Source organism: Pseudomonas sp. SW-3, from assembly GCF_016615645.1.
Lineage (GTDB): Bacteria > Pseudomonadota > Gammaproteobacteria > Pseudomonadales > Pseudomonadaceae > Aquipseudomonas > Aquipseudomonas mandelii.
Genome location: NZ_CP067098.1, coordinates 350,891 through 377,885 on the forward strand (window position 1 = coordinate 350,891; position 26,995 = coordinate 377,885).

The 26,995-nt window shown below is 59.6% G+C and carries 26 protein-coding genes and 1 pseudogene; 13 read left to right on the forward strand and 14 right to left on the reverse strand.

The features are described from left to right. Position 1: 1 nt before the first annotated feature. The 4 genes and pseudogenes from JIO00_RS01590 to JIO00_RS01605 all read right to left on the reverse strand — a co-directional run bounded on the left by JIO00_RS01590 (position 2) and on the right by JIO00_RS01605 (position 4,051). Positions 2–274, reverse strand: a complete 273-nt coding sequence (locus tag JIO00_RS01590) for an oxidative damage protection protein (RefSeq protein WP_010464608.1) — start codon at positions 272–274, stop codon at positions 2–4. Further along, positions 271–1,340: pseudogene (gene mutY / locus JIO00_RS01595) on the reverse strand (A/G-specific adenine glycosylase). Before mutY ends, JIO00_RS01590 begins: the two are co-directional and overlap by 4 nt. After that, complete coding sequence (locus JIO00_RS01600; protein WP_200667483.1) at positions 1,337–3,568, reverse strand: AsmA family protein; 2,232 nt, start codon at positions 3,566–3,568, stop codon at positions 1,337–1,339. Before JIO00_RS01600 ends, mutY begins: the two are co-directional and overlap by 4 nt. Before the next feature lie 78 nt (positions 3,569–3,646). Further along, entirely contained in the window at positions 3,647–4,051 is a 405-nt protein-coding gene (locus JIO00_RS01605) for an acetyl-CoA sensor PanZ family protein (RefSeq protein ID WP_077747588.1), read from the reverse strand. A 224-nt stretch (positions 4,052–4,275) separates the two neighbouring features. Here JIO00_RS01605 and JIO00_RS01610 point away from each other — a divergent pair, with 224 nt between their 5' ends. The 8 genes from JIO00_RS01610 to JIO00_RS01645 all read left to right on the forward strand — a co-directional run bounded on the left by JIO00_RS01610 (position 4,276) and on the right by JIO00_RS01645 (position 11,411). Beyond that, a complete protein-coding gene (locus JIO00_RS01610) occupies positions 4,276–5,940 on the forward strand; it encodes an OFA family MFS transporter (RefSeq protein WP_154911952.1) in 1,665 nt (554 codons plus the stop codon). Positions 5,941–6,204: 264 nt separating this feature from the next. Then, positions 6,205–6,798, forward strand: a complete 594-nt coding sequence (gene hisB, locus JIO00_RS01615) for an imidazoleglycerol-phosphate dehydratase HisB (RefSeq protein ID WP_003218037.1) — start codon at positions 6,205–6,207, stop codon at positions 6,796–6,798. Beyond that, positions 6,798–7,436, forward strand: coding sequence for an imidazole glycerol phosphate synthase subunit HisH (gene hisH, locus JIO00_RS01620; protein WP_010464592.1), 639 nt, complete (start codon positions 6,798–6,800; stop codon positions 7,434–7,436). The genes hisB and hisH overlap by 1 nt, the downstream gene beginning before the upstream one ends. Beyond that, entirely contained in the window at positions 7,437–7,694 is a 258-nt protein-coding gene (locus tag JIO00_RS01625) for a DUF2164 domain-containing protein (RefSeq protein ID WP_010464590.1), read from the forward strand. A gap of 103 nt (positions 7,695–7,797) precedes the next feature. Then, entirely contained in the window at positions 7,798–8,535 is a 738-nt protein-coding gene (gene hisA / locus JIO00_RS01630) for a 1-(5-phosphoribosyl)-5-[(5-phosphoribosylamino)methylideneamino]imidazole-4-carboxamide isomerase (RefSeq protein ID WP_010464588.1), read from the forward strand. A gap of 9 nt (positions 8,536–8,544) precedes the next feature. Further along, positions 8,545–9,315 (forward strand): imidazole glycerol phosphate synthase subunit HisF, encoded by a 771-nt coding sequence (gene hisF, locus JIO00_RS01635; protein ID WP_007972752.1) that lies wholly within the window; start codon positions 8,545–8,547, stop codon positions 9,313–9,315. Between the two features lie 78 nt (positions 9,316–9,393). Then, the gene (locus tag JIO00_RS01640) at positions 9,394–10,149 is read left to right on the forward strand and encodes a substrate-binding periplasmic protein (protein WP_010464581.1); all 756 of its coding nucleotides are present in this window, start codon (positions 9,394–9,396) and stop codon (positions 10,147–10,149) included. A 299-nt stretch (positions 10,150–10,448) separates the two neighbouring features. Next, positions 10,449–11,411: an IS110 family transposase gene (locus JIO00_RS01645; RefSeq protein ID WP_017341458.1), complete on the forward strand. Its 963-nt coding sequence runs from the start codon at positions 10,449–10,451 to the stop codon at positions 11,409–11,411. Positions 11,412–11,443: 32 nt separating this feature from the next. Here the strand turns inward: JIO00_RS01645 and JIO00_RS01650 are convergent, their stop codons facing one another. The 4 genes from JIO00_RS01650 to gpmI all read right to left on the reverse strand — a co-directional run bounded on the left by JIO00_RS01650 (position 11,444) and on the right by gpmI (position 16,636). Then, a complete protein-coding gene (locus JIO00_RS01650) occupies positions 11,444–12,220 on the reverse strand; it encodes a divergent polysaccharide deacetylase family protein (RefSeq protein ID WP_077747589.1) in 777 nt (258 codons plus the stop codon). A 1-nt stretch (position 12,221) separates the two neighbouring features. Then, on the reverse strand, positions 12,222–13,541 hold the full coding sequence (locus JIO00_RS01655; protein WP_010464576.1) for a S41 family peptidase: 1,320 nt from the start codon (positions 13,539–13,541) through the stop codon (positions 12,222–12,224). 31 nt (positions 13,542–13,572) lie between these two features. Continuing rightward, positions 13,573–14,865, reverse strand: coding sequence for a murein hydrolase activator EnvC family protein (locus JIO00_RS01660; protein ID WP_010464574.1), 1,293 nt, complete (start codon positions 14,863–14,865; stop codon positions 13,573–13,575). A gap of 241 nt (positions 14,866–15,106) precedes the next feature. Continuing rightward, positions 15,107–16,636 (reverse strand): 2,3-bisphosphoglycerate-independent phosphoglycerate mutase, encoded by a 1,530-nt coding sequence (gene gpmI / locus JIO00_RS01665; RefSeq protein WP_010464572.1) that lies wholly within the window; start codon positions 16,634–16,636, stop codon positions 15,107–15,109. A 153-nt stretch (positions 16,637–16,789) separates the two neighbouring features. Between gpmI and JIO00_RS01670 the strand changes: the two genes are divergently transcribed. From JIO00_RS01670 to secB, 3 genes are read left to right on the forward strand one after another with little or no spacing between them, the layout of a single operon-like run. Then, positions 16,790–17,203 carry a rhodanese-like domain-containing protein gene (locus tag JIO00_RS01670; RefSeq protein ID WP_010464571.1) on the forward strand — a complete coding sequence of 138 codons (414 nt, stop codon included), beginning with the start codon at positions 16,790–16,792 and terminating at the stop codon, positions 17,201–17,203. Between the two features lies 1 nt (position 17,204). After that, positions 17,205–17,459, forward strand: coding sequence for a glutaredoxin 3 (gene grxC, locus JIO00_RS01675; protein WP_010464569.1), 255 nt, complete (start codon positions 17,205–17,207; stop codon positions 17,457–17,459). Positions 17,460–17,500: 41 nt separating this feature from the next. Continuing rightward, a complete protein-coding gene (secB, locus tag JIO00_RS01680) occupies positions 17,501–17,986 on the forward strand; it encodes a protein-export chaperone SecB (RefSeq protein WP_007949026.1) in 486 nt (161 codons plus the stop codon). A gap of 121 nt (positions 17,987–18,107) precedes the next feature. Here the strand turns inward: secB and JIO00_RS01685 are convergent, their stop codons facing one another. Next, positions 18,108–18,563: a tRNA (cytidine(34)-2'-O)-methyltransferase gene (locus JIO00_RS01685; RefSeq protein WP_007949025.1), complete on the reverse strand. Its 456-nt coding sequence runs from the start codon at positions 18,561–18,563 to the stop codon at positions 18,108–18,110. Between JIO00_RS01685 and JIO00_RS01690 the strand changes: the two genes are divergently transcribed. Further along, positions 18,562–19,002 carry a hypothetical protein gene (locus JIO00_RS01690; RefSeq protein WP_010464565.1) on the forward strand — a complete coding sequence of 147 codons (441 nt, stop codon included), beginning with the start codon at positions 18,562–18,564 and terminating at the stop codon, positions 19,000–19,002. The two genes, JIO00_RS01685 and JIO00_RS01690, sit on opposite strands and share 2 nt — an antisense overlap. Positions 19,003–19,542: 540 nt before the next feature. Here JIO00_RS01690 and ntrC read toward each other — a convergent pair. The 5 genes from ntrC to glnA form a co-directional block, all read right to left on the reverse strand. After that, positions 19,543–20,979 carry a nitrogen regulation protein NR(I) gene (gene ntrC / locus JIO00_RS01695; RefSeq protein ID WP_010464563.1) on the reverse strand — a complete coding sequence of 479 codons (1,437 nt, stop codon included), beginning with the start codon at positions 20,977–20,979 and terminating at the stop codon, positions 19,543–19,545. Next, complete coding sequence (gene glnL, locus JIO00_RS01700; protein WP_010464561.1) at positions 20,976–22,061, reverse strand: nitrogen regulation protein NR(II); 1,086 nt, start codon at positions 22,059–22,061, stop codon at positions 20,976–20,978. Before glnL ends, ntrC begins: the two co-directional genes overlap by 4 nt. Before the next feature lie 231 nt (positions 22,062–22,292). Beyond that, positions 22,293–22,913 carry a DUF4124 domain-containing protein gene (locus tag JIO00_RS01705; RefSeq protein WP_200667484.1) on the reverse strand — a complete coding sequence of 207 codons (621 nt, stop codon included), beginning with the start codon at positions 22,911–22,913 and terminating at the stop codon, positions 22,293–22,295. Next, positions 22,910–23,419 (reverse strand): DUF4124 domain-containing protein, encoded by a 510-nt coding sequence (locus tag JIO00_RS01710; RefSeq protein WP_154502675.1) that lies wholly within the window; start codon positions 23,417–23,419, stop codon positions 22,910–22,912. The genes JIO00_RS01705 and JIO00_RS01710 overlap by 4 nt, the downstream gene beginning before the upstream one ends. Positions 23,420–23,726: 307 nt before the next feature. Then, entirely contained in the window at positions 23,727–25,133 is a 1,407-nt protein-coding gene (gene glnA / locus JIO00_RS01715; protein ID WP_010464555.1) for a glutamate--ammonia ligase, read from the reverse strand. 330 nt (positions 25,134–25,463) lie between these two features. Between glnA and thiI the strand changes: the two genes are divergently transcribed. Further along, positions 25,464–26,918: a tRNA uracil 4-sulfurtransferase ThiI gene (gene thiI / locus JIO00_RS01720; protein WP_077747593.1), complete on the forward strand. Its 1,455-nt coding sequence runs from the start codon at positions 25,464–25,466 to the stop codon at positions 26,916–26,918. Positions 26,919–26,995 lie beyond the last annotated feature (77 nt).

Genomic DNA, 26,995 nt, shown 5'->3' on the forward strand with positions numbered 1-26,995 from the left:
ATTATTCTGCCGGCGGAACGTAGCCGTCAGCCTTGGCGTATTCCTCGCCAGAGAAGTACTTGTCCATCTCGCCCTGAAGGTATTTGCGGTCTTCGGCGTTCATCATGTTCAGGCGTTTTTCGTTGATCAGCAGGGTCTGGTGTTTCTGCCAGTCGGCCCAGGCCTTGGCCGAGACGTGGTCAAAAATGTCCTGACCTTTGGCGCCCGGGAATGGAGCGCGCTCCAGGGCGGGCAATTCTTCTTTGTACTTGCGGCACATGATAGTGCGGGTCATGACAACTCTCCTGCGTTCAATACGGCGGCCGCGCGTTCGAGCAAGGTTTTGACCGGGGCGGCAAGGCCCAGGCGCGGCGGGGTGGCGAGGTTATACCAGAGCCAGTCGGCCTCGGCCACGTAATGGCCGGCCTCCTGGACCTGAACCAGCCAGGGTTCGATGGACAACTGGAAGTGGCTGAAGGTGTGGACCAGACTCGGCAGCGCTTGTTGCGTGCCCAGTTCCAGCGAGTGCTGCGAGGCCAGATGTTGCAGGTCGTCGAGGTCATCGAGTTCCGGCAGGCTCCACAGACCGCCCCACAAGCCCGTAGAAGGCCGGCGGTAAAGCAGAATCGCGCCTTCGCCGTTGGCGAGCATCGGCATCAACGTGCGCTTCTGTGGCACGGTCTTGCGCGGCTTCGGGATCGGGTAGCGGGTTTCCAGGCCCCAAGCATGTGCGCTTCGCAGCCCTTTTCCAGCGGGCAGAGCAGGCAACTCGGTTTGCTGCGGGTGCAGAGCGTGGCGCCCAGATCCATCATCGCCTGGGTGTAGGCGTTGACCCGATCATGCGGCGTGAAGCGCTCAGCGTTCGCCCACAGCTGTTTGGCGACCTTCGGCTCGCCCGGATATCCCTCTTGCGCGGTAAAGCGCGCCAGCACCCGTTTGACGTTGCCATCGAGGATCGGCGCCCGCAGGCCCATGCTCAGGCTGGCGATGGCGCCAGCGGTGGACAGGCCGATGCCCGGCAACTCGACAAGCTTTTCGACATCTCGCGGAAACTCGCCGCCGTACTCGGCCACAACGATCTTTGCGGTTTTCTGCAAATTGCGTGCGCGAGTGTAGTAACCCAGGCCGGTCCATAAGTGCAGCACTTCGTCTTCCGGCGCGGCGGCCAGGGCCTCGACCGTCGGCAGCGAAGCCATGAAACGGTCGAAGTAATTCAGCACGGTGCTGACCTGGGTCTGTTGCAGCATGATCTCCGAGACCCACACCCGATACGGCGTGATGCCTTGTTGCCAGGGCAAATCGTGGCGGCCGTGGCGGTCGTACCAGTCCAGCACCGCCGTTGAAAACTGCTCGGCTCTCATCGCTTGAACAGCCCCTTCAGCGCATTTTTCAGTTCGGGGCTGACCTTGTCGCCAAGCTTCTCGTCGATTTTTTCACTGATCCGCTCGCCCGCCAGTTTGCTCGCGACCTCGCCCATGCGTTCGTTATCGAGACGGCACGCCTTGGCGCCCAGTTCCAGCGGGCCACGGCAGCGCAGCGGCCACTCGATGCCGACGAACTTCTCGCCGACCTGGCAGGCCGGGTCCGGCATGTCGCTCTTATCGCCTTCGACGATCACGCCCACGCGATAATCCATGCCCAGTACTCGCAGGTCGACGTCGCCGTCACCTTTGACGGTCATGCCCGGGATGCGCACTTTCAGGTCCGGGTTGCTGGCCACGCCGTTACGGAAGGTCAGGTTACCGTTGAGCTCCTGGAACGGTGTGTCCTTGCCCCGTGGCTCGCCGCTGAGGCTTTTGCGGTTGAGTGTGGCGATGCCTTTGCACAGCTGTTGTTCAAGGTTGGCGTTGAGCAGCACGCCGTTGTTGATGACGAAACTGGCGTTGCCGTTGAGCGTCTCGATCAGCGCTTGCTGGCTGTTGCCGCTGCCGGTCAGCGCGCTGTTGAGCGTCACCAGGCCTTTGACCGGTGGATTCTTCCCTTGGCTTTCAAGGATTTTTTCCACGGGCACTTTGGTGATGCGCGTCTGCATGTTCAGCGCCGGTACTTCCGGGCGCACGTCCAGGGTGCCCTTGGCTTCGAAGTTGCCGCCATACAGGTCGCCGCGCAGTTCCTCCAGAGTCAGCAGGCCGCCTTGGCCAGCGGCCTTGAGCGTTGCGTTCTGAATCGGCAGTTTGTCGAGGGTCAACTGGCCGAAGGTCAGGTCGGCCTGTACGTCGAGTTTGCGCAAGCGTTCTACCGGCAACAGGCGTTCTGTACTCCACGCAGTTTTGGTCGGTGCGGCGGGCAACGGTGTGCTGCCGGCGCCCGCCATGGCGTCGGCTTCGGTGCTGGCGACTTCGGCCTGACGCACTTGCGTCGCGCTACTGGCTTCGGCGGACTTGGGTGGCAGATAGCGGTCAACGTTGAAGGTGTCGGCCTTGAGGGTTGCGCGCAGCGATTGCTTGGCGAAGTCCTCGACGGCGATGCGGCCACTGAAGCTGCTGTCGTCGACTTTCAGGTTGATGTTGTCGAGCGACAGGCTCGCAGGCGTGCCCGCCAGACGGCTGACCAGCTCGACCTTGCTCAGGCTGCCTTCGGCCATGGCCGGGAGTGTCTGGCCGATGCTGTCGACGAATTTCGCCAGGTCGAACTGGGCAATCGAAATGCCGCCGCTGATTTGCGGCGTCTTGTCGAGGTCGTTGACCTTCAACTCGCCCAGTGCGCGCATTTGGTTGGCAGAGATCTTGATACCGGTCCATTCGGCGACGTTCGCGGCTTTATCCAGCAGCAACTGGCCTTGGGCAGCGAAGGTCATGGTCTTGCCTTGCAGCGGATCGCCGGCGACTTCGCCGGAGAGTTTCATGTCCTCGAATTTGTAGCGCTGCAAGGCGCGTTCGAAACGCAACTCGCCATTGAGCTCGGTGCGTACCCGCAGGACCGGCTGATTGGTGCCGAGGAACGCGGTGAGTTTGACCGGAATGTTGGTTGAGTCGTGGACCGGGCCGGTGCTCAGCTGGATGCTTTCGGCGCTGAACTGCTTGCCTGTCTTCTCGTCGTTGTATTCAACGCGGGCGTTGTTGACGGTCAGGCTGTCGATGTCCAGGCGAATCGGTTGGGCCGGTTTTTCCGCCTGGGCGGTGGTGGTCGGCGCAGGCGCAGGTTCGCCAGCAGTAGCGGCTGGCGTGGCCGGGGTGACTGGCGCCGGGGCCTTGCCGATGTCTTCCCAGTTGCCGTGGCCGTCCTTGTCGCGGTTCAGGCGCAGGTTAAGGCCTTCGACGCGCACGTCACTCATCTGCACTTCGCGGCGCAGCAGCGGCAGCACGCGCACGGACAGACCCAGCATCTGCAAGTCGGCGAACGGTTCGGTGGGTTTGGCCAGGGTCGCGACACTGGCTTCGTGCAATTCCAGGCCAAGCCACGGGAACAGGCTCCAGCCGATATCGCCATTGAGCGTCAGCTCGATGTGGGCCTTGTCGCGGGCAATCTGGCGAATCTCGTCTTTATAGTCGTTGGGATCGAAGAGGTGGGTCAGGGCAAAGCCCAGCGCCACAATGATCAGCAACAGCCCGAGAAGCACCAGACCCAGGATTTTGCCGAACGCTTTCATGGGCGAGTCCTTGTAGTTAGTCGAATTCGAAATTTAGCCGGGGAGTATAGCGCTCCGAAGCGGACGACCGGTCAGCGATCACGTCGGCAGCACATCCAGCGGCACTTTCAGCTTGGCGGCCAGTGCCTGAGCTTCGAGATGCCCGGCAGGTGCCAGCAGACGCAAGGTCACGCCCGATTGCGAAGCCATTTTCCGCGCTTCGTCCACCATTCGTTCGGCAACGCCACGGCGACGGGTAATTTTTCGCACGCAGATTTGGGACAAGTGCCAAACGTCGTGGTTTCGTTGCAAGCGAGCCGCGCCGAGCAGCCGATCATTGAAGCGTCCGGCGATCAGCGAACCGTCTTCCAGGCAGCTTTCGATCAGCTGCAAACCCCCTGAAAACGGGGCGAACAGCCAGTCCGGAGCGTCGCGGTAAATTTTTTGCAGGTCTTGCTGATCCTGATAAGTGGCTTCGTGCAGCAGCTCGACAATGATCGGCATGGCGGTTCCTTCAGTGGTACGAGAACAGATGACTTACACAAAGGTGATATCACTTTGGTTTTTCTGTCACGTACAGATGGTAACCTCTGCCGGTTCGTCCGTCCTTCTGCGACGTGATGTCGCACCAAAATGGAGCTTCACCCTGAAAAAGACAGTCATGCGTGCGCATAAGGCTGGGGGCGAAGAGTGGCTGGCGAACCATACTAATAATTGGGGGATACACAATGACCACGAGTATCACGGCGGATGGCTTTACAGCCAATCAGCCCGGGTTCCTGTCCAAGGAACGCATCATCGCCAAGCCCGGTTTCAACCGCTGGCTGGTACCACCGGCCGCACTGGCCATCCACCTGTGCATCGGCATGGCTTACGGCTTCTCGGTGTTCTGGTTGCCACTGTCCAAAGCCCTGGGCGTGACCAAGCCGGTAGCCTGCGCGCCGGACATGAGCTTCATCTCGCAAGTTTTCTCGTCGCAATGTGACTGGCCGATCTCGATGCTCGGCTGGATCTACACCCTGTTCTTCATCTTCCTCGGCTGCTCGGCAGCGATCTGGGGCGGCTGGCTGGAACACGCCGGGCCTCGCAAGGCTGGCGTTGTATCGGCACTGTGCTGGTGTGGTGGTCTGCTGATTTCGGCGCTGGGGATTTATACCCACCAGATCTGGCTGATGTGGATCGGCTCCGGGGTCATTGGCGGTATCGGCCTGGGGTTGGGTTACATCTCGCCGGTGTCGACCCTGATCAAGTGGTTCCCGGACAAGCGCGGCATGGCGACCGGCATGGCGATCATGGGCTTCGGTGGTGGTGCGATGGTCGGTGCTCCGCTGGCCGCAGCCCTGATGGGCCACTTCGCTTCGGCAGACAGCGTCGGTGTGTGGCAGAGCTTCCTGGTGATGGCCGCGATCTACTTCGTGTTCATGATCGGCGGTGCACTGTCCTACCGCGTGCCGCCAACCGGCTGGAAACCTGAAGGCTGGACCGCTCCGGCGAAGAAAGCTTCGAACGCGATGATCACTCACCGTCACGTCCACGTGAATGTGGCGTGGAAAACCCCGCAATTCCGTCTGGTGTGGCTGGTGCTGTGCCTGAACGTGTCGGCGGGTATCGGCATCCTGGGCATGGCTTCGCCGCTGTTGCAGGAAGTGTTCGGCGGTAAATTGATCGGTGTTGACCTGCCGTTCGGTCAGTTGGACGCCGGGCAACTGGCTTCTATCGCGGCGATTGCGGCCGGTTTCACCGGTTTGCTGAGCCTGTTCAACATTGGTGGTCGGTTCTTCTGGGCGTCGTTCTCGGATTACCTGGGCCGTAAAAACACCTATTTCGTGTTCTTCGCCCTCGGTTTCGCGCTGTACGCGCTGATCCCGAACCTCGGTCACCTGGGCAACGTTGCGCTGTTCGTGGCGGCGTTCTGCGTCATCCTGTCGATGTACGGTGGTGGTTTTGCGACCGTGCCGGCTTACCTGGCGGACCTGTTCGGTACGCAAATGGTTGGCGCGATCCACGGTCGTCTGCTGACGGCGTGGGCGGCGGCGGGCGTGTTGGGTCCGGTGTTGGTGAACTACATTCGTGAGTATCAGTTGAGCATCGGCGTTGAGCGCGCCGCGGCTTACGACATCACCTTGTACATCCTCGCGGGCTTGCTGGTGCTGGGTTTCCTGTGCAACCTGATGGTTCGCCCGGTGGCCGACAAGTACTTCATGACTGACGCCGAACTGGCTGCCGAACAGGCGCTGGGCCACGACAAGGGTGCTGATGCCAGCACCGTGCTGGAGTGGAAAGCGGCGCCGGGCACCAAGCCGTTGGCGATTGCTGCGTGGCTGGTGGTGGGGATTCCGTTGGCGTGGGGTGTCTGGGTGACCCTGCAGAAGACGGCGGTTCTGTTCCACTAAGTAAAACGCACTGCCCCTGTGGGAGCGAGCCTGTTCGTGAATGCGGTCTGACAGTCGACAGAGATGTTGAATGTGAAGGCCCTTTCGCGAGCAGGCTCGCTCCCACATTTGTTTGAGGCGCCATCAAATCCGCTTGTATGGACATGTCTATCCCCGATACTCCCGGATTCACTCCGTCAGTGATATCACCTCCCGTGTTTCTGTTTCGCGCCCGCGCCCCTATAATGGCTGCCTTTTTCGCCCAATGATTTTGCGGAGCTGGTGATGGCCGAACGTAAGGCGTCAGTCGAGCGCGACACTCTGGAAACCCAGATCAAAGCCTCGATCAACCTGGATGGCACCGGAAAGGCCCGATTTGATATCGGTGTCCCTTTTCTTGAGCACATGCTGGACCAGATCGCCCGTCACGGGCTGATCGACCTGGATATTGTCAGCAAAGGCGACCTGCATATCGACGACCACCACACGGTGGAAGACGTTGGTATCACTTTGGGTCAGGCCTTCGCCAAAGCCATCGGCGACAAAAAAGGCATCCGTCGCTACGGCCACGCCTATGTTCCGCTCGATGAAGCCCTATCGCGTGTGGTGATCGACTTCTCCGGCCGTCCTGGCCTGCAGATGCATGTTCCCTACACCCGCGCCACCGTTGGCGGCTTCGACGTTGACTTGTTCCAGGAATTCTTCCAGGGCTTCGTCAACCATGCGCTGGTCAGCCTGCACATCGACAACCTGCGTGGCACCAACACCCACCACCAGATCGAAACCGTGTTCAAGGCATTCGGCCGCGCCCTGCGCATGGCCGTAGAGCTTGATGACCGCATGGCCGGTCAGATGCCGTCGACCAAAGGCGTTCTGTAATGCAGACGGTCGCGGTTATCGATTACGGCATGGGCAACCTGCACTCGGTGGCCAAGGCCCTCGAGCACGTCGGTGCCGGCAAGGTCCTGATCACCAGCGATGCCGATGTGATTCGCGAAGCCGACCGGGTGGTTTTCCCCGGCGTCGGCGCGATTCGCGATTGCATGGCGGAGATCCGTCGCCTGGGCTTCGACTCGCTGGTGCGCGAAGTCAGCCAGGACCGTCCGTTTCTCGGCATCTGTGTCGGCATGCAAGCCTTGCTCGACAGCAGTGAAGAGAACGACGGCGTCGATTGCATCGGTCTGTTTCCAGGCCAGGTGAAGTTCTTCGGCAAGGACCTGCACGAAGACGGCGAACACCTGAAAGTCCCGCACATGGGCTGGAACGAAGTGAAGCAGACGGTGAGTCACCCGCTGTGGCACAACATTCCGGACCTGGCGCGTTTCTACTTCGTGCACAGCTACTACATCGCCGCCGGCAATGCGCGGCAGGTGGTGGGTGGCGGTCATTACGGTGTCGATTTCGCCGCGGCGCTGGCCGATGGCTCGCGTTTCGCCGTGCAGTTCCACCCGGAGAAGAGCCATACCCATGGCCTGCAATTGCTGCAGAACTTCGCCGCGTGGGATGGTCGCTGGTAAATGGCTGCCAAGAAGAAGCCGCCGATCCTGACCCTCACTCCCGAACAGGAGAACGAGGCCAATCACAAGATCAAACGCTTCATGGAAGATCGCTTCGAACTGGACCTGGGTTCGTTCGAAGCGGCTGAAATCCTTGAGCTGTTTACTCGCGAAATTGCGCCGCACTATTACAACAGGGCGATTTTCGATGTGCAGACGCACCTCAAAGAGAGGTTCGAAAGCATCGAAAGCGACTTGTGGGCGCTCGAGAAAGCATAGGAGCAGCTGCAAGCTTTAAGCTGCAAGCTGCAAGAAGTAGAAACGCGTGCGTGCTTGCAGCTTATAGCTTGCAGCTTGCAGCTCTTTGGACGAAGGAAAAAGCATGCTGATTATTCCCGCTATCGATCTTAAAGACGGTGCCTGTGTTCGTCTGCGCCAGGGCCGCATGGAAGATTCCACGGTGTTCTCCGATGACCCGGTGAGCATGGCTGCCAAGTGGGTGGAGGGCGGTTGCCGTCGTCTGCATCTGGTCGACCTGAACGGCGCCTTCGAAGGCCAGCCGGTCAACGGCGAAGTGGTCACAGCCATTGCCAAGCGCTACCCGAACCTTCCGATCCAGATCGGTGGCGGTATCCGTTCCCTGGAAACCATCGAGCACTACGTCAAAGCGGGCGTGAGCTACGTGATTATCGGCACCAAAGCCGTGAAAGATCCGGCCTTCGTCGCTGAAGCGTGCCGTGCGTTCCCGGGCAAAGTGATCGTCGGTCTGGACGCCAAAGACGGTTTCGTCGCCACTGACGGTTGGGCGGAAATCAGCACCATTCAAGTGATCGACCTGGCCAAGCAGTTCGAAGCCGATGGCGTGTCCGCGATCGTTTATACCGACATCGCCAAAGACGGCATGATGCAGGGTTGCAACGTACCGTTCACCGCTGCCCTGGCCGCTGCCACGCGCATTCCGGTCATCGCTTCCGGCGGTATCCACAATCTGGGTGACATCAAGTCGCTGCTGGACGCCAAGGCGCCAGGCATCATCGGCGCCATCACCGGCCGGGCGATCTACGAAGGCACCCTCGATGTCGCTGAAGCGCAAGCTTTCTGCGATTCGTACAAAGGCTGAGGACTGACCATGGCGCTGGCCAAACGCATCATCCCTTGCCTGGACGTGGACAACGGCCGGGTGGTCAAGGGCGTCAAGTTCGAGAACATTCGTGATGCCGGCGATCCGGTGGAAATCGCCCGTCGCTACGACGAGCAGGGCGCTGACGAGATTACCTTTCTCGACATCACCGCCAGCGTCGATGGCCGCGATACCACGCTGCACACCGTCGAGCGCATGGCCAGCCAGGTGTTCATCCCGCTGACGGTGGGCGGTGGTGTGCGCACGGTGCAGGACATTCGCAACTTGCTGAATGCCGGTGCGGACAAGGTTTCGATCAACACCGCAGCGGTATTCAACCCGGAATTCGTCGGCGAAGCGGCCCAGCATTTCGGCTCGCAGTGCATCGTCGTCGCTATCGACGCCAAGAAAGTCTCCGGTCCGGGCGAAACCCCGCGCTGGGAGATCTTCACCCACGGCGGGCGCAAGCCAACCGGCCTCGACGCCGTTGAGTGGGCGAAGAAGATGGAAGGCCTGGGTGCCGGTGAAATCCTGCTGACCAGCATGGATCAGGACGGCATGAAAAATGGTTTCGACCTGGGCGTCACCCGCGCCATCAGCGATGCGCTGGGTATCCCGGTGATTGCCTCCGGCGGCGTCGGCAACCTGCAGCATCTGGCTGACGGCATCATCGAAGGCCACGCCAGCGCCGTATTGGCGGCGAGTATTTTCCACTTCGGCGAATACACGGTGCAGGAAGCCAAGGCCTACATGGCGCATCGCGGAATCGTCATGCGCTAAACAAATCCATGAAGGCCAGTGGACAGCATGGCGGGCTCAAGGCACTCTTGGGCACGCCATGGATTTCGGTAGCCCAACATGATCAAACGCCTGCTTCTTGTCCTCGCCAGCGCTTCTCTGTTGCTCATCAATGGAGCCCACGCTGAAGAAAGTCCCGACACCGACCTGGTGTTACTGACGGAAAATTTCCCGCCATACAACATGGCGAAGAACGGCAAGAACTTCGCTCAGGACGAGAACATCAATGGCATTGCCGTGGACATCGTCCGCGAGATGTTCAAACGTGCCGACGTCACCTACAGCCTGACACTGCGCTTCCCTTGGGAGCGAATCTACAAGCTCGCCCTCGAAAAACCCGGTTACGGCGTGTTCGTGATGGCGCGCTTGCCGGACCGCGAAAAGCTCTTCAAATGGGTCGGCCCGATTGGCCCGGACGACTGGATCATGCTGGCCAAGGCTGACAGCAAGATCAGCCTGGAGACGCTGGATCAGGCGCGCAAATACAAGATCGGCGCATACAAGGGCGATGCGATTGCCGAGACGCTGGCCAAACAAGGGTTGAAGCCCATTGTCGTGCTGCGCGATCAGGACAACGCAAAGAAGCTGGTGAGTGGTCAGATAGATTTGTGGGCCACGGGCGATCCGGCCGGGCGCTATCTGGCGCGTCAGGAGGGCGTTAACGGTCTCAAGACGGTGTTGCGGTTCAATAGCGCCGAACTCTATCTGGCGTTGAACAAAGACGTTCCAGATGACGTGGTGGCCAAGCTGCAAGCCGCGCTGGATCAGCTGCGCAAAGAAGGCGTGGTGGACGACATCATGGCGCGGTATCTCTGATACCACCGTGTTCAAGTGTGGGGGCGAGCCTGCTCGCGATGAGGCAGTGTCAGTCAACATCACTGTTGGCTGATTCACCGCCATCGCGAGCAGGCTCGCTTGTATGTTTAGACTTGAAGGGGTGGGTGGGACTAAAGCTCGTCATCTGACTCTGACCAGTACAGACCGTGGGAGACTTCGTCCCACCCCTTCACCTAATGCGCCGATAAGGAATGCATCGGCTCGGACCGACGATAGAAACAAGCCAGCGCAACGGTGAACCCCGTCAAGTATCTAAACCCTAGCTCGGAGGGTGTGCCATGACAATCCTGGATTCGCAGGTGGTCGTCGGTGTGGATGTGGCGAAGGACGAGATCGTTATCTATCGATCCGACCTGGAAAAGACCCTAAATATCGCGAACAAGCGATCAACCTTGAAGCAATGGCTCAAGACGCTGCCAGCGCACAGCGCTATCGCGCTAGAAGCGACCAATATCTATCACCTTGATACAACGGAAATGGCCCATGAAATGGGCCATGACGTTTACGTCATCGATGGCAGTCGCCTCAACAAATACCGCGATGGAATAGGCATGAGGGCGAAAACAGATACGTTGGATGCCGAACTGCTGGCCCGTTACTTGAGCCGCGAATCCGACAGATTGAGGATCTGGAATCCGCCACCGAAGGCTTACACACAAATGAAAAGCCTGCTTCGCCGTCGGGCTCAGTTGGTCCGGGCCTGTGTTGCACTCAAGCAGAGCTGGAAAAACGAATCCTTGCTGAAAGAGCACTTCAACCAGCTTCTGGCCGCCATTGCCCAGTTCGAAAAGATGATTCAGAAAACGCTCAAGGAAATTGCTGAGGAAGGTGGGATTGATGATCAGGTGAAGCGTTGCCAGGCCATCGAGGGCGTAGGGCTCCTGACGGCCACCGCAGCGGCCACTGCTTTTATGCGTGGGGAATTTGCCAACAGCGACGAGTACGTCGCCTTCCTCGGCATGGATCCGCGTGTGAGGCAGTCAGGACAAAAGGATCAAAAGCGCCGACTCTCTAAACGAGGGGACTCGGAGTTCCGGCGCTTGTTTCACAATAGCGCTATGGCTGCCAGCCGTTCGCCGACCTGGAAGCCGTACTACGAACGCTATCTGGCCAGAGGTCTAAAAGGCACTCAGGCCTTGGTTATCCTGGCACGCAAGCTGGCCAGAGTGATGTTTGCCCTGATGAAAAACCAAACCGAATACAAGCCAAATTCTATGTTTGGGTGTTCCCCCCAAACATAGAATCTCCCACAGTGGTTTTGTGTCGTTGCGGATTAGCGGTACACGCCATCCTTTCCATGCGCAGCCGTCGCGCGATTGCTGCGCACGCTGATCATCTGCTTGATGTCGATCCACTCAATGCCCTGAGCCTTGAGCTTGGGCAGTTCCCTCTCCAGCACCGCCAGCGTTTGCGGATACGGATGCCCGATCATCACCGCCGAGCCTTGCTTGTGTGCCAAATTAATCGCCGTCTGCAACTGCGTGAAAATCGCCGCTTCGGTGCGCTCGTCATCCAGAAACACATCCCGCGAAACGCTTGCCAACCCAATCTTCTGTGCCTCGGCTGCCGCGACGGTCTGTGCGCTGGTGCGGCTGTCGACGAAGAGCTTGTGCCGGCGCTGCAAGTCCGCCATCAACCAGGCCATGGCCGGTTGCTGAGCGGTCATGCGACTGCCCATATGGTTGTTGATGCCGGCGGTGTAAGGCACGACCTTGAACGCCGCGCTCAGGCGTTTCTCAAGTTCGTCGATGGGCAAATCGGGATGCCAGGCAAACGGGCCGGTGGCCGGGTCCATGGGCATGTGCAGGATGACGATCTTGCCGGCGCGATGGGCCTCGCGGGCGAATTCGGTGGCGTGGGGCGTGTCGGGCATGATCGCCGCTGTCACCGGGCCGGGCAGGGCCAGCACGCGACGATCCCGGGGCAGGTTCTGCCCCAGGTCATCGATGATCAACGTGAGATAGGCTTTCTGCGGCGCAGCGGTAGCGGGCGTTGCGTGGGCAACGCCCGCCAGACAGCACAGCAGACCGATCAGCAGCCGCAGGCGCACCTCAGCGACCGGAGGTGATGCTCAGCCCTTTGAGCAGGCTCAGCGCCTGGGCCAGCTGGTAATCGTCATCCTGCGGCATTGCCTTGGCCTTGCTGCTGGAACCGCTCGGTTTGTCGGCGCCGCCGTTGCCATTGCCCAAGTGACCCTGCAGATCGGCTTCCTTGAAGTATTCGCTGTCCTGCTCGTTGGTGATCTTGGCCCTGCGCACTTCGATGTCCGGGACGATGCCCTGGGCCTGGATTGAGCGGCCGTTCGGCGTGTAGTACAGCGCCGTGGTGATCTTCAACGCACGGTCGTTGTTCAGTGGCAGCACGGTTTGTACCGAGCCTTTGCCGAAACTGGTGGTGCCCATGACCACCGCGCGTTTCTGATCCTGCAAGGCGCCGGCGACAATTTCCGAGGCCGAGGCGCTGCCGCCGTTGATCAGCGTAACCATTGGCACGGCTTCGCTTTCGTCTTTGCCGGTGGCCGAGAAGCGCAGTTCAGAGTTGGCGATGCGGCCCTTGGTGTAAACGATCAGGCCCTTGGTGATGAAGTGGTCGACCACTTCCACTGCCGATTGCAGCACGCCGCCCGGGTTGTTGCGCAGGTCGAGAATGATGCCGTTGAGCTTCTTGCCGTTGTCCTTGCGCAATTTGGCCAGGGCTTTGGACACTTCTTCACCGGTCTTGACCTGGAACTGAGTGATGCGGATGTAGCCGTAGCCCGACTCCAGCAGCTGCGCCTTGACGCTCTTCACCTGAATGATGGCGCGGGTCAGGGTCACGTCGAACGGCGTACCGCCGTCGCGCACCAGGGTCAGGGTGATTTTCTGGCCGATCTTGCCGCGCATCTTGTCCACGGCTTCGGTCATGCTCTGGCCGCGAGTCGGCTGGCCGTTGATCTTCACGATGAAGTCGCCAGCCTGAATGCCAGCCTTGGACGCCGGGGTGTCATCGATGGGCGAAACCACTTTGATGAAACCGTCTTCAGCGCCGACTTCGATGCCCAGGCCGCCGAATTCGCCGCTGGTGCTTTCCTGCAATTCAGCGAAGTCTTCCGGGCCCAGATAGGCGGAGTGCGGATCGAGGTTGCTGAGCATGCCTTTGATGGCGTTTTCCAGCAGGGTCTTGTCGTCCACCGGTTCGACATAGGCGGCCTTGATCCGATCCATGACCTCGGCAAAGGTGCGCAACTCTTCCAGAGGCAACGGCGCCTTGGTGGTCGCAGCAGTGCCCGCAGGCGCGACCGCCGGGGCCGGTTGAGCGGCAAACGCCAGAGGCGCGCCGATCACCAGGGCGATCGTCAGGGCCAGCGAGGTAAGGCGGGACAAATGCAGCATGTCTAACGAACTCCTGAAGTAGATGGCGTACTTATCCTTGCGCACGACACCATTGCGCCGGATCACTCGGGTGACCCTGCTGACGAATAGCGAAATACAGCGCTGGTGTGTCCTGCCCGCCACTGTTACCGACAGTGGAGATGGACTCACCGGCTTTTACTACGTCACCCGCAGACTTGAGCAGCGTCTGGTTGTGACCATAAAGACTCAAAAAACCGTTGCCATGGTCGAGAATCACCAGCAGCCCGGCGCCACGCAACCAGTCGGCGAATACCACGCGACCGCCATGCACGGCGTGCACCTGGCTGCCGGCGGAGGCGCTGATCATCACGCCGTCCCACTTGGTTCGGGCGTCGTCGCCACGGGATTCACCGAAGCGTGCCAGCAGTCGACCATCAACCGGCCACGGAAGTCTTCCCCGGCTTGAAGCAAAAGGGCCGCCAAAGGTCTCGCCTGAACTGGAAACCAATGCGCCAGGGTTCGACTTGACCGGTTTGCGTGGGGCGTCAGTGGCATTCGCCTGCTCCTGAGCCTCACGTAAACGCTTTTTTTCGGCTTCCTGCTGGGCGATGAGCGCTTTTTGTCGCGCCTCTTCAGCCTCTCGTGCCTGGCGGGCCAGGGTTTCCTCGATGGTTTTAAGGACTTTAGACAGGTCTGCCTGATCCTGCTCGCGGGCGGCCAGCTTCTGGTCGCGCGCCTTCACGTCGTCGCTCAACTTGGCCAGGACTTGCTGGCGCTCCTTGCGAACCTTGTCGAGTTCGTCGCGCTGGCTGTCGAGGCTGCTCTTCTGCACCAGCAATTGTGCCTGTTGCAGGGCGATGTCTTTTTCGACGTTGGCCAGTTGGCGCAAGGTTTCGTTGAAATTCTTCAGCTGCTCCAGGCGGGCCTGGCTCAGGTAGTCGTAATAGGTGAGGGTTCGGGCGAATTTTTCCGGATTCTGCTGGTTCAGCAGGAGTTTCAAGTACTCCTGACGGCCGTTCTGATAGGCCGCACGGGCCTGAATGGCGATCAGTCGTTGCTGTTCAGTGCGCGCGCTCTGGAGTTTTTTTTTCTCAGCATCGAGTCGCTGCAGCTCGGATTCGCTTTTCTTCAGCTCTTTTTGCAGGGCTTCGACCTGCTTCTCGAGCTTGCCCATCTCGGTCTCGGTGCCTTTGAGGTCTTTCTGCACACCGGATTTTTCTTCCTGCAGCTTGCCCAGCAGTTTTTTCAGCTCGGCAATATCCTGACGCGTGGCGTCCAACTGTTGTTGGGTTTGCGCGCGCTCATCAGCGAAGGCCGGTTGGAGCAGGCAAGTCAGGGCAAGGGCTATCAGGACGCGAAGCATAGAGGCGGGCGACACCAGGGAAAGGGACGGCCTAGTATGCCCGCCAAGCGCCGCAAAAAAAACGCCCAATTGGGGTTGTGTGATAACCGGAGCAGCGTTGCCTCTGAAAACACTCCAAAACCACTGTGGGAGCGAGCCTGCTCGCGATGGCGCCCTGACATTCAACAATGATGTTGGCTGTCAGATTGCTATCGCGAGCAGGCTCGCTCCCACAGGGTTTGGCGTCGTCAGATGGATCTGGTTACACCAGAATCGACGTGCCGGTCATTTCAGATGGTTTTTCCATCCCCAGCAGCATCAGCATCGTCGGCGCGACATCCGCAAGCACGCCGCCATCACGCACCTTGAAGTTCCGCTTGCCGACATAGATGAACGGCACTGGCTCAGTGGTGTGAGCTGTGTGTGCCTGGCCGGTGGAGGCATCGGACATTTGCTCGACGTTGCCGTGGTCGGCCGTAATCAGCGCTTCACCGCCAACCTTGTCCAGCGCTTCGACGATACGGCCGACGCACAGGTCCAGGCATTCAACGGCTTTCACCGCCGCATCAAACACGCCGCTGTGGCCAACCATGTCGCCGTTGGCGTAGTTGACCACGATCACGTCGTAACGCTGGTTTTCGATGGCCTCGACGATGCGGTCGGTGACTTCCGGGGCACTCATCTCGGGCTGCAAGTCGTAGGTGGCGACTTTTGGCGACGGAATCAGGATGCGTTCTTCGCCCGGGAACGGTTCTTCGCGACCGCCGGAGAAGAAGAAGGTCACGTGGGCGTATTTCTCGGTTTCGGCGATGCGCAGCTGGGTTTTGCCGTTTTTCGCCAGGTAATCGCCCAGCACGTTGTCCAGGCTGCCGGCGGCAAAGGCCGATGGCGCAGGGATGCTGGCGGCGTATTGGGTCAGCATCACGAAACCGGCCAGTTTCGGCTGGCGCGCACGTTCGAATTCCTTGAAATCGTCTTCGACGAACACGCGGGTCAGCTCACGGGCGCGGTCGGCGCGGAAGTTCATGAAGACCACGGCGTCGCCGTCTTCGACTTTCACCGGCTCGCCGATGGAGGTGGCTTTGACGAATTCGTCGCTCTCGCCACGCTCATAGGCAGCTTGCAGCCCTTCCTGTGCGGTGGCGGCGTTGAATTCGCCGTTGCCGTCGACAATCAGGTTGTAGGCCTGGGATACGCGGTCCCAACGGTTGTCACGGTCCATGGCGAAATAACGGCCGATGATGCTGGCGATCCGGCCTTTGCCCAACGCCTGGAAAGTCGCGTCGAGCAGTTCGATGGACGATTGGGCGCTTTTCGGCGGGGTGTCGCGGCCATCGAGGAAGGCGTGCAGGTAGATTTTTTCGGCGCCGCGCTTGTAAGCCAGTTCGGCCATGGCGACCAGGTGATCCTGGTGGCTGTGAACGCCGCCATCGGACAGCAGGCCCATGAAGTGCACGGCTTTGCCGGCAGCAACGGCTTTATCCACAGCGGCGCAGATGGTCGGGTTTTCGAAAAACTCGCCGTCGCGGATCGATTTGGTCACGCGAGTAAAGTCTTGATACACCACGCGACCGGCACCCAGGTTCATGTGGCCGACTTCGGAGTTGCCCATCTGGCCGTCCGGCAGGCCGACGTCCATGCCGCTGCCGGAGATCAGGCCGTTCGGCACAGTGGCCCACAAGCGGTCCAGTACGGGCTTCTTCGCCGCAAACACGGCGTTGGATTCAGGGCTCTCACTGTGACCGAAGCCATCGAGAATAATCAGGACCAAAGGTTTAGGCGTGGTAGTCATGGATTCCACTCGTGGCTGAATTAAAAGAGGGCGATGGAAAAGGGAGTGGCAGTTTAAAGCGAAGTTCCTGCGCCGTCACCGCCGGACGGGGTTTGGCCCACCATAGTGGCTGTGTATACTGGCCGACATTTTAACGCCCTGGAACCTCCTTCGATGGTTGCTAACCTGATTCAATTCGCCACTAACCACTATCTGCTCGTCGGTATCTTCGTCGTACTGCTGGCGTTGCTGATCGCTTATCAGATGCAAGGCGGCGGCCGCAGCCTGAGCACCGGTGAACTGACCGGGCTGGTCAACAAGGACGCAGGCGTTGTAATCGACATCCGTCCGGTCAAGGATTTCGCCGCCGGTCACATTGTTGGCGCGTTGAATATTCCTCACGACAAGCTGACCGCTCGCATTGCCGAACTGGAAAAACACAAGGCCAAGACCATCATCCTGGTCGATGCCATGGGCCAGACCGCCGGCACTCACGCCCGCGAACTGATGAAATCCGGCTACACCGCCGCCAAGCTGTCCGGCGGTATTTCCAGCTGGAAAGGCGATAACCTGCCGCTGGTGAAGTGATATGAGCAACGTCGTCGTCTATTCCAGCGATTACTGCCCTTACTGTTCGCGAGCCAAATACCTGCTCGAGAACAAAGGCGTGGCCTTCGAAGAGATCAAGGTCGATGGCAAGCCGCAGGTGCGAGCCGCCATGGCCCAGAAGGCCGGACGTACGTCCGTGCCGCAGATCTGGATCGGCGAGCGCCACATTGGTGGCTGTGATGATTTGTTTGCCCTTGAGCGCGCCGGCAAGCTCGACGCCATGCTCAAGGCCTGAACGCCTTCCCTATAAGACCCCAAGATCAGAAAGGATCTGAGATGACTGACCAACAGAACACTGCAGCTAGCGAAGAAGAAACCGCACCGCAATTCTCCTTGCAGCGCATCTACGTACGTGACTTGTCGTTCGAAGCCCCGAAAAGCCCGGCGATCTTCCGCCAGCAGTGGGAGCCAAGCGTCGGTCTGGATCTGAACACTCGTCAAAAGGCCCTGGAAGGCGACTTCCACGAAGTCGTGCTGACCTTGTCCGTGACCGTGAAAAACGGTGACGAAGTGGCGTTCATCGCTGAAGTGCAACAGGCCGGGATCTTCCTGATCAAGAACCTGGACGACGCTTCGATGAGCCACACCCTCGGCGCGTTCTGCCCGAACATCCTGTTCCCGTATGCTCGCGAGACCCTGGACAGCCTGGTGACCCGCGGTTCGTTCCCGGCCCTGATGCTGGCGCCGGTGAACTTCGACGCGCTGTACGCACAAGAACTGCAACGCATGCAGGCGGCTGGCGAGACTCCGACCGTTCAGTAAGCGGTTCAGCAACACCCATGTGGGAGCGAGCCTGCTCGCGAAAGCGGTGTTTCAGTCGGTATTGATGTCGACTGACACGCCCTCTTCGCGAGCAGGCTCGCTCCCACATTTGTTATGGGTGTTACTTGAAACCGAGCTGACGCCAGCCTTCGTAGACGGCGACCGCCACGGTGTTCGACAGGTTCAGGCTGCGGCAGCCTTCGCGCATCGGCAAGCGCAGGCGTTGTTCGCCGGGCAGGGCATCGAGCACTTCCGCCGGCAAGCCACGGCTTTCAGGGCCGAACAGGAACGCGTCGCCCTCGGCGAAGCTGGCATCGTGGAACGGGCGCGAGCCCTTGGTGGTGAACGCGAACAGCCGTGGATGACCAAGACTTTCCAGGCAACTGGCGAGGTCCGCGTGGCGTTGCAGGGTGGCATACTCGTGGTAGTCGAGGCCGGCCCGGCGCAGGCGTTTGTCGTCCATCTCGAAGCCCAGCGGTTCGATCAAATGCAGGTGGCAGCCACTGTTGGCGCACAGCCTGATAACGTTGCCGGTATTCGGCGGAATTTCTGGTTGAAAGAGGATGACGTGAAACATGCACGGCTCCGAAGGTAAAGATGAGCGGCATTCTACGCCGCCCATCGATCCACGTTCGAAACTATTACCGCGGGTGATGGGTTCGCTGGCGATTGTCGGACTGATGGTGGGGCTGATGATCGGTCGCCTGACCACGCCTGACCCCAGCGAATTGCAACAGATCGAGGTGACGGACGATGGGCTGGTGGTGTGGTTCAACAACGAACCCAAATCCCATGGCGAATTCGTGGACGGCAGCCTCGCGCTGCTGTTCGAGGCGCAAGGCAAGGCGCAGAAAGGTCAGCTCAAGCTCAACGATAAGGTCGTGAACTGGCGCACGCGCTTGAGTGATGGGGGGTTGTTGCTGACGGTAGTGGCGGCCCGGCCTCTGCTGGGCGAGTGGACCGGTAGCGAGGTCGATGACCGCTGGCGGCTGGAGATCCATCTCCGGGAGCAATAAAAGAGGGAATCCCCGGCCTGCCTGTACCAAGGTTCCCAAAACGGCAGGGCTCGCGCATGGCGTCGAGCCCGGTGTAAAGAAGGAACCCCTGACCTGCCTGTATCAAGGGCCCCAAAACTGGGGGGCTCGTCGCGAGTGCGGTATGAGCCCGATGTAAAGAGGGGAATCCCCGGCCTGCCTGTACCAAGGTCCCCGAAACCGGGTAGTGAACTGAATCACTGAATGGACTATTGCAGGGGGCGTGCCAGGTTTTAACAAGTTGAAACAGAAAGCTGCGCTGGAATGCCGAAAGCCCCGTATTGCGGGGCTTTCGTGTTTTTTCGATAGGGGTTCAATTGCGAAAACCGGCGGGGTTCTGGATTTGTTTTTGTGCGCGATTGCGGTTCACGGTGCATTCAGTCGGTGCACGTTGGCCCCAAAAGCTTCGCGGGCAAGCCTCGCTCCTACAGGGTTTGCGCCATTTCAAGATTAGCGCGTGACCTGTAGGAGCGAGGCTTGCCCGCGAATGGATGTAACTGTCAGCGAAGATCCAAAGGCTGCTTAGCCTTCTTCCCCCTCATCATCATCCCCGCCATCAACCTTCATCCCCAATTCCTTGATCTTGCGCGTCAGGGTATTACGTCCCCAACCCAGCAAGACCGCCGCATCGCGACGTCGCCCGGCGGTGTGTTTCAGGGCGGTCTCGATCATGATCCGCTCGAACGCCGGTACCGCGCTGTCGAGCAAACTCGATTGACCGCGAGCCAACGCCTGATCAGCCCATTGACGCAGCGCTTGCTCCCAATTGGTCACAGGCGCCGAATCCTGCGGCAGGCTCAGCAGTTCCGGCGGCAGGTCGCTGATGTGCACTTCGCGACCCGAAGCCATCACCGTGATCCAGCGGCAGGTATTCTCCAGCTGACGCACGTTGCCGCCCCACGGCAGGTTCTTCAGGTATTCCTCGGTTTCGCTTTTCAGCAGCTTCGGTTCTACCGCCAGTTCTTGCGCAGCGCGGCTGAGGAAGTGCTTGGCCAGGGTCGGGATGTCTTCGCGACGGTCCGACAGCCGTGGAATGTGGATGCGGATCACGTTGAGGCGGTGAAACAAGTCCTCACGAAATTTCCCGGCGTGCACCAGGGTTTCCAGGTTCTGGTGCGTCGCAGCGATGATGCGCACATCGACCTTTACCGGCGTATGACCGCCGACGCGATAGAACTCGCCGTCGGCCAGTACGCGCAGCAAGCGGGTCTGGGTGTCGGCCGGCATGTCGCCGATTTCATCGAGGAACAGCGTGCCGCCGTCCGCCTGCTCAAAGCGCCCGCGACGCAGGTTGGCTGCGCCGGTGAACGCGCCTTTCTCATGGCCGAACAACTCGGATTCCATCAGGTCTTTCGGGATTGCCGCCATGTTCAACGCGATGAACGGCGACGCAGCCCGTGGACTATGGCGGTGCAGGGCGTGGGCTACCAATTCTTTACCGGTACCGGATTCACCGTTGATCAGCACGGTGATGTTGGAGTGGCTCAAGCGCCCGATGGCGCGAAACACTTCCTGCATCGCCGGCGCTTCGCCGATGATTTCCGGGGTGCGGGTCAAGGCGACCGGGACTTCTAGGCCTTGCTGTTCCTGGGCGTGCTGGTTGGCGCGTTTGACCAACGACACCGCTTCGTCGACGTCGAACGGTTTTGGCAGGTACTCAAACGCGCCGCCCTGATAGGACGCGACAGCGCTGTCCAGATCGGAGTGCGCAGTCATGATGATCACTGGCAACCGTGGGTGTTGCTCGCGAATCCGCGCCAGCAGGTCCAGGCCACTGGCACCCGGCATGCGGATGTCGGAGATGATCACGTCCGGCTGCTGGCGCGCCAGGCGGCTCATCACGCCATCGGCGCTGTCGAAGCTTTGCGTGGTCATGCCTTCCTGCTGCAAGGCTTTTTCCAGGACCCAACGGATAGAACGGTCGTCATCGACGATCCACACGGTTTCACTACGGCTCATGTCGATGTGGCTCCTTGTTCCAGGGGCAGAAAGATCGAGAAAGTGGTGTGGCCTGGGTGGCTGTCACATTCGATCAGGCCCTGGTGCTGGCTGATGATGTTCTGGGTAATGGCCAGGCCCAGCCCGGTACCGTCCGGGCGGCCGCTGACCATGGGAAAGAAGATGGTTTCTTGCAGGTCCGCGGGAATGCCAGGACCGTTGTCGATGATTTCGATCTTGGTCACCAGGCGATGGCGCACGTGGCCAATGGTGAACTGGCGCATGGCGCGGGTGCGCAGGCTGATTCGGCCCAGGCGCAGCTCGTTCTGGCTGCTGATGGCCTGCATTGCGTTGCGCACGATGTTCAACACGGCCTGGATCATTTGTTCTCGGTCGATCAAGACGTCGGGAATGCTTGGGTCGTAGTCGCGCACCAAAGTGATGCAGCCCTGACTTTCGGCCTCGACCAGATGACAAACGCGTTCCAGAACTTCGTGGACGTTGCACATGGCCAATGACGGCAGCTTATTGGAGCCGAGCATGCGATCGACCAGATTGCGCAGGCGGTCGGCTTCTTCAATGATCACGTTGGTGTAGTCGCGCAGGCTCTCTTCCGGCAGTTCACGGGCGAGCAATTGCGCCGCGCCGCGAATCCCGCCCAGCGGGTTCTTTATTTCGTGAGCGAGGCCGCGCACCAGCATTTTGCTGGTTTCCTGTTTCGACAGTTGCGCCTCTTCCTTGGTGATCCGCAACAAACGGTCACGGGGGTGGACTTCCAGCAGCAGCATCGTGGCGCCGTTGGCCAGGATCGGCGTCACCGCGTAGTCGACGGTCAGCGTCTGGCCGGTGAGGGCGGTGAGCATCGCTTCGCGCTTGGTAAACGGGTGCGCCTGCTCGACCGCCTGGCGCAAGGAATTCAGCGCTTCAGTGGATTCGGTGAACAACTCGCTGATGAACTGCCCATGGCTACGCTGACCGCTGATGGCCAGGAGCATCTCCGCCGCCGGGTTCATGTACTCGAGGCGCAATTCGGCATCGAGCAAAATGGTAGCGGTGGTCAGATTGTCGAGAAGCAGACGATGGAGTGCGTCACTGATGGTCATTTAGGACCTCTTTTGGAGCAGGGCATGCGCGCGAATAACGCGCCGATATGAGGAAAATGCAAAAACCAAACCAAGGCTCCGAAAAGAAGCGTTTAAAGCCTGAAACGGGCGTTTGACGCTCGTTTGCGTGGCGTTCTGCCAGCTTTTGCGGGTACTTTCGAACCAAAATGGGTTGAGATGTGGGTACGGTGCACCCTATTGCACCAATATAGTGCGCAAAGCTGAACGGCGTTAGAAGAAACGCAGGAAGGGATTTTTTTCTTCTACGGGTTTGTCTTTGAGCGGACATTCCGGCCGTTGGCCATAGTCGGTGAGAGCGCAAGGTTTGACTTTGCGCTTCTGTGCGAGGGAGATGCGCAGCATCTGGAAGGGTTGATTGGCCGTGCGTTCGACGGTGCGACCCAGTTCATCGAGGATTTCCACGGACAGGTTGTGGCGGCCGCGGTCGATGTTGCTCAGGGCAAACACCGGACTGACGCCGGGCTCGGCGGTGGGTTGGCCGTCGAGCAGCAATCGGTAGCGGTGCCCTCGTTGCAGGCCTGGTTCATTGGTGACACTGACGATCAGCTCACCGGCATTGCTACGGACCGTAGCGTCCGGTTCCGGGACAAGCACGCGGAGCATGTCGTAGTGGAACAAGGGTTTGTCTTCGGTTTTTTGCGTAGCGGTCACCGGCGCGGCCCCGCTGGGGTTGGCAGACATGCGATTGCTCGTCGCCAGCGGCACACGCTTGGCGTTGCCTGAGCCTGGCTGGTCGGTGTAGACCCGGTTGCCCTGGGCGTCGACGTAGGTGAACACCTCGGCCGTGACCGGCAGCGCGATCAGGCAGGCGATCAGCAGCCACATCCTCATCGCTTGTGCACCCGTTGCACGGTAAATGTCTGCGTCGGGCTCTGCTGGATGATGTTCTCGCCATCGATCACCTGCACCGCCAGGCTGTGTTCGCCACGATCGATGTTCACCAGTTGCAGGATCGGCACGTTGCTCGATTGCCCATAGGGTTGGCCATCAAGCAACAACCTGAACAGATGCGGCGCTTGCAGGCGCGGTTTGATCAGGACGCTGACTGTGAACGTGCCGTTGTTGGCGCGCAGGGCTTCGTCGGTGGGCAAACCGGTCAACTCCAGCACCTCATAGGCGCTGCGCGGCGGCTCGCGGTTGCTGGCTTCGGCAGCGGGCGCGGGAGGTGCCTGAGGCGCAACGCTGTTGAGCGGTGGCAACTCGACCGGCTGCGCCTTGACGCCATCGGGTGGCTGATTGCTGTAGGCGGTGTTGCCGGAGGCGTCAGTGTACTTATAGATCTGCGCTGCGGCGGGCAGGGCGATCAGCAGCCACATCAGAAGAAAACCACGACCCATAAAATCGACCAGAAACAAAAGCGTTGGGGTGCAGCATAGGTCAGGGGTGGCGGTTGACCCAATTCAAAAACATCCGGGCATGATTTACAGGGATCTCCCAAACGCAACAAAACCCTGTGGGAGTGAGCCTGCTCGCGATAACGGTGGATCAGCCAACATCAATATTGAATGAAAAAATGCCATCGCCGGGAAGCCGGTCTCACTCCCACAGGGTTTTTTCAGCGTTTGTTGTTGAATCGCGGGCATAAAAAAGACCTCCCGAAGGAGGCCTCTTTTTTGTCACGCCGCTTGCGCAGGCGCTACCGGATCAGCAGCTGTAGTACAGCTCATATTCCAGTGGGTGTACGAAGGTGCGGACCTTGATTTCTTCTTCGCTTTTCAGAGCGATGTAAGCGTCGATGAAGTCATCGGAGAACACGCCGCCTTTGGTCAGGAACGCGCGACCTTTGTCCAGCTCTTCCAGGGCTTCTTTCAGGCTGCCGCAAACTTGTGGGATCTCTTTCGCCTCTTCAGGCGGCAGGTCGTACAGGTTTTTGTCAGCTGCGTCGCCAGGGTGGATCTTGTTCTGGATGCCGTCCAGGCCAGCCATCAACAGTGCAGCGAAGCCCAGGTACGGGTTGGCTGCTGGATCCGGGAAGCGGGCTTCGATACGGCGAGCACGAGGGCTGGACACGTAAGGAATACGGATCGAAGCGGAACGGTTACGAGCCGAGTAGGCCAGCATTACCGGCGCTTCGAAACCTGGGACCAGACGTTTGTAGGAGTTGGTCGACGGGTTGGTGAAGCCGTTCAGGGCCTTACCGTGCTTGATGATGCCGCCGATGAAGTACAGGGCGGTGTCGGACAGGCCGGCATAGCCTTCGCCAGCGAAGGTGTTCTTGCCATCTTTGGCGATGGACAGGTGAACGTGCATACCCGAACCGTTATCGCCGTACAGCGGCTTAGGCATGAAGGTCGCGGTGCGGCCGTAGGCATCAGCCACGTTGTGTACGCAGTACTTCAGGGTCTGAACTTCGTCAGCCTTGGCCACCAGGGTGTTGAACTTCACACCGATTTCGTTCTGGCCGGCAGTGGCCACTTCGTGGTGGTGAACTTCGATAACCAGGCCCATCTCTTCCATGGCGTTGCACATGGAGGTACGGATTTCATGGTCGTGGTCGAACGGCGGAACCGGGAAGTAGCCGCCTTTGACGCCTGGACGGTGGCCTTTGTTGCCGCCTTCCACGTCCTGGTCGGACATCCACGAACCTTGTTCGGAGTAGATCTTGAACATCGAACCGGAGATGTCGGACTTGAACTTCACTTCGTCGAAGATGAAGAATTCTGGCTCTGGACCTACGAATACGGTGTCGCCGATACCGGTCGACTTCAGGTATTCCTCGGCACGCTTGGCGATCGCACGTGGGTCACGGTCGTAGCCTTGCATGGTCGAAGGCTCGATCACGTCGCAAACCAGGATCAGGGTCGGCTCTTCGGTGAACGGGTCGAGGACGGCAGTGGAGTCGTCCGGCATCAGGATCATGTCGGAGGCTTCGATGCCTTTCCAGCCAGCGATGGAGGAACCGTCGAACATTTTGCCTTCTTCGAAGAAAGCTTCATCCAGCGCGTCGCGAGCCGGCATGGTCACGTGGTGCTGAGTGCCTTTGGTGTCCGTGAAGCGCAGATCAATCCACTTGACGTCATGATCTTTGATGAGTTGAACCGACTTCGACATAGTGTCCTCCGGGTGGCTTCGGGCTTAGTAGTGGATGCCCTTAGAATGTGGGTGATGCCGGCGCGAATACTCTGCCAAGGCAACCTGCCTCACAAGGGAGCAAATTGCATGCCAGTGCCCCAGCATGGGTTTTTTGCCCCAATATCACGCTTATAAAGGCACAAAGCGTCTGTAAGCGGAAAATCTCGCCCTACAATGTAGCGTTAAAATCATCAAATGACCTGTTTTGGTGCGCGCAAAACCTTCTGCACATTAACTGGTTAAACCTTGAGCAATTTCCGCTATAATCCGCGCCCCCCTTTTTCGGCTGGGCCTGCGCGCGCTGTTTTCATGAAATTAATCGTAAAAGTCTTCCCCGAGATCACCATCAAGAGCCGCCCGGTACGGATGCGTTTCATCCGCCAGTTGGCCAAAAATATCCGTACCGTGCTCCGCGACCTGGACCCGGCTGTGGTGGTGAACGGTGTGTGGGACAATCTCGAGCTGGAAACCCGCGTCAGCGAGCCCAAGGCCCTGAAGGAGATGACCGAGCGCCTGAGCTGCATGCCGGGCATCGCGCATTTCCTGCAAGTCGACGAATACCCGCTGGGCGACTTCGACGACATCGTCGCCAAGTGCAAGCAGCACTTCGGTGATGCGCTGGCCGGGAAGATCTTTTCGGTGCGCTGCAAGCGTGCCGGCAAGCACGAATTCAGTTCGATGGACGTCGAGAAATACGTCGGCAGCCAACTGCGTCGTCAGTGCGGCGCCGCGGGAATCTCGCTGAAAGAGCCGGAAATCGAAGTCCGCATCGAAATTCGCGACAAACGGTTGTTCGTGATCCACAGCCAGCACAACAGCATCGGCGGATATCCGCTGGGCGCCCTGGAACAGACGCTTGTGCTGATGTCGGGTGGGTTCGATTCCACGGTGGCTGCGTACCAGATCATGCGCCGCGGCCTGATGAGCCATTTCTGCTTCTTTAATCTGGGCGGGCGGGCCCATGAACTGGGCGTCATGGAAGTCGCGCACTTCATCTGGAAGAAGTACGGCAGCTCCCAACGCGTGTTATTTGTGAGTGTGCCATTCGAGGAAGTACTGGGAGAAATTCTCGGGAAAGTCGATAACAGTCATATGGGTGTAGTTTTGAAGCGTATGATGTTGCGCGCTGCTTCCCGTATTGCCGATCGGCTGGACATCGAAGCGCTGGTTACCGGCGAGGCGATTTCCCAGGTGTCGAGCCAGACACTGCCGAACCTGTCCGTGATCGACTGCGTGACCGACAAGCTGGTCTTGCGTCCGCTGATCGCCAGTCACAAGCAGGACATCATCGACCTGGCCAACGAAATCGGTACTGCCGACTTCGCCAAGCACATGCCGGAATATTGCGGGGTCATCTCGGTGAACCCCAAGACCCACGCCAAGCGTCCGCGCGTGGAGTACGAAGAACAACAGTTCGACATGGCAGTACTTGAGCGTGCGCTCGAGAACGCCAAACTGGTGCCGATCGATCGCGTGATCGACGAATTGGGCCAGGACTTGCAGATCGAAGAAGTCAGCGAAGCGTTGGCTGGTCAGATCGTCATCGACATCCGTCACCCGGATGCCGCTGAAGACGACCCGCTGGGCCTTGCTGGCATTGAGGTACAAACGATGCCGTTTTATGCATTGAACGCTCGTTTCAAGGAACTGGACCCTACTCGCCAGTACCTGCTGTATTGCGACAAAGGCGTGATGAGTCGCCTGCATGCCCACCATTTGCTCAGTGAGGGGCATGCCAATGTGCGCGTTTATCGACCGAGCTAAGTGCCCGGGGCTGTTTGCCTGTGGCCTGCGTCACCGGCCCCCCGACGCCGCCGTCAAGCTGTAACGGCTTTGCCGGA

Coding starts and splice junctions, on each gene's coding strand:
- JIO00_RS01605 (WP_077747588.1), bottom strand. CDS start 4,051: ATGCCGATCATTGTCGAGCTGCTGCACGAAGCCACTTATCAGGATCAG.
- ntrC (WP_010464563.1), bottom strand. CDS start 20,979: ATGAGCCGTAGTGAAACCGTGTGGATCGTCGATGACGACCGTTCTATC.
- hisA (WP_010464588.1), top strand. CDS start 7,798: ATGCTGATTATTCCCGCTATCGATCTTAAAGACGGTGCCTGTGTTCGT.
- JIO00_RS01590 (WP_010464608.1), bottom strand. CDS start 274: ATGACCCGCACTATCATGTGCCGCAAGTACAAAGAAGAATTGCCCGCC.
- gpmI (WP_010464572.1), bottom strand. CDS start 16,636: ATGACTACCACGCCTAAACCTTTGGTCCTGATTATTCTCGATGGCTTC.
- secB (WP_007949026.1), top strand. CDS start 17,501: ATGACTGACCAACAGAACACTGCAGCTAGCGAAGAAGAAACCGCACCG.
- JIO00_RS01655 (WP_010464576.1), bottom strand. CDS start 13,541: ATGCTGCATTTGTCCCGCCTTACCTCGCTGGCCCTGACGATCGCCCTG.
- JIO00_RS01685 (WP_007949025.1), bottom strand. CDS start 18,563: ATGTTTCACGTCATCCTCTTTCAACCAGAAATTCCGCCGAATACCGGC.
- thiI (WP_077747593.1), top strand. CDS start 25,464: ATGAAATTAATCGTAAAAGTCTTCCCCGAGATCACCATCAAGAGCCGC.
- JIO00_RS01670 (WP_010464571.1), top strand. CDS start 16,790: ATGGTTGCTAACCTGATTCAATTCGCCACTAACCACTATCTGCTCGTC.
- JIO00_RS01640 (WP_010464581.1), top strand. CDS start 9,394: ATGATCAAACGCCTGCTTCTTGTCCTCGCCAGCGCTTCTCTGTTGCTC.
- JIO00_RS01625 (WP_010464590.1), top strand. CDS start 7,437: ATGGCTGCCAAGAAGAAGCCGCCGATCCTGACCCTCACTCCCGAACAG.
- grxC (WP_010464569.1), top strand. CDS start 17,205: ATGAGCAACGTCGTCGTCTATTCCAGCGATTACTGCCCTTACTGTTCG.
- hisB (WP_003218037.1), top strand. CDS start 6,205: ATGGCCGAACGTAAGGCGTCAGTCGAGCGCGACACTCTGGAAACCCAG.
- JIO00_RS01600 (WP_200667483.1), bottom strand. CDS start 3,568: ATGAAAGCGTTCGGCAAAATCCTGGGTCTGGTGCTTCTCGGGCTGTTG.
- JIO00_RS01705 (WP_200667484.1), bottom strand. CDS start 22,913: ATGAGGATGTGGCTGCTGATCGCCTGCCTGATCGCGCTGCCGGTCACG.
- JIO00_RS01710 (WP_154502675.1), bottom strand. CDS start 23,419: ATGGGTCGTGGTTTTCTTCTGATGTGGCTGCTGATCGCCCTGCCCGCC.
- glnL (WP_010464561.1), bottom strand. CDS start 22,061: ATGACCATCAGTGACGCACTCCATCGTCTGCTTCTCGACAATCTGACC.
- JIO00_RS01645 (WP_017341458.1), top strand. CDS start 10,449: ATGACAATCCTGGATTCGCAGGTGGTCGTCGGTGTGGATGTGGCGAAG.
- hisH (WP_010464592.1), top strand. CDS start 6,798: ATGCAGACGGTCGCGGTTATCGATTACGGCATGGGCAACCTGCACTCG.
- hisF (WP_007972752.1), top strand. CDS start 8,545: ATGGCGCTGGCCAAACGCATCATCCCTTGCCTGGACGTGGACAACGGC.
- glnA (WP_010464555.1), bottom strand. CDS start 25,133: ATGTCGAAGTCGGTTCAACTCATCAAAGATCATGACGTCAAGTGGATT.
- JIO00_RS01690 (WP_010464565.1), top strand. CDS start 18,562: ATGCACGGCTCCGAAGGTAAAGATGAGCGGCATTCTACGCCGCCCATC.
- JIO00_RS01660 (WP_010464574.1), bottom strand. CDS start 14,865: ATGCTTCGCGTCCTGATAGCCCTTGCCCTGACTTGCCTGCTCCAACCG.
- JIO00_RS01610 (WP_154911952.1), top strand. CDS start 4,276: ATGACCACGAGTATCACGGCGGATGGCTTTACAGCCAATCAGCCCGGG.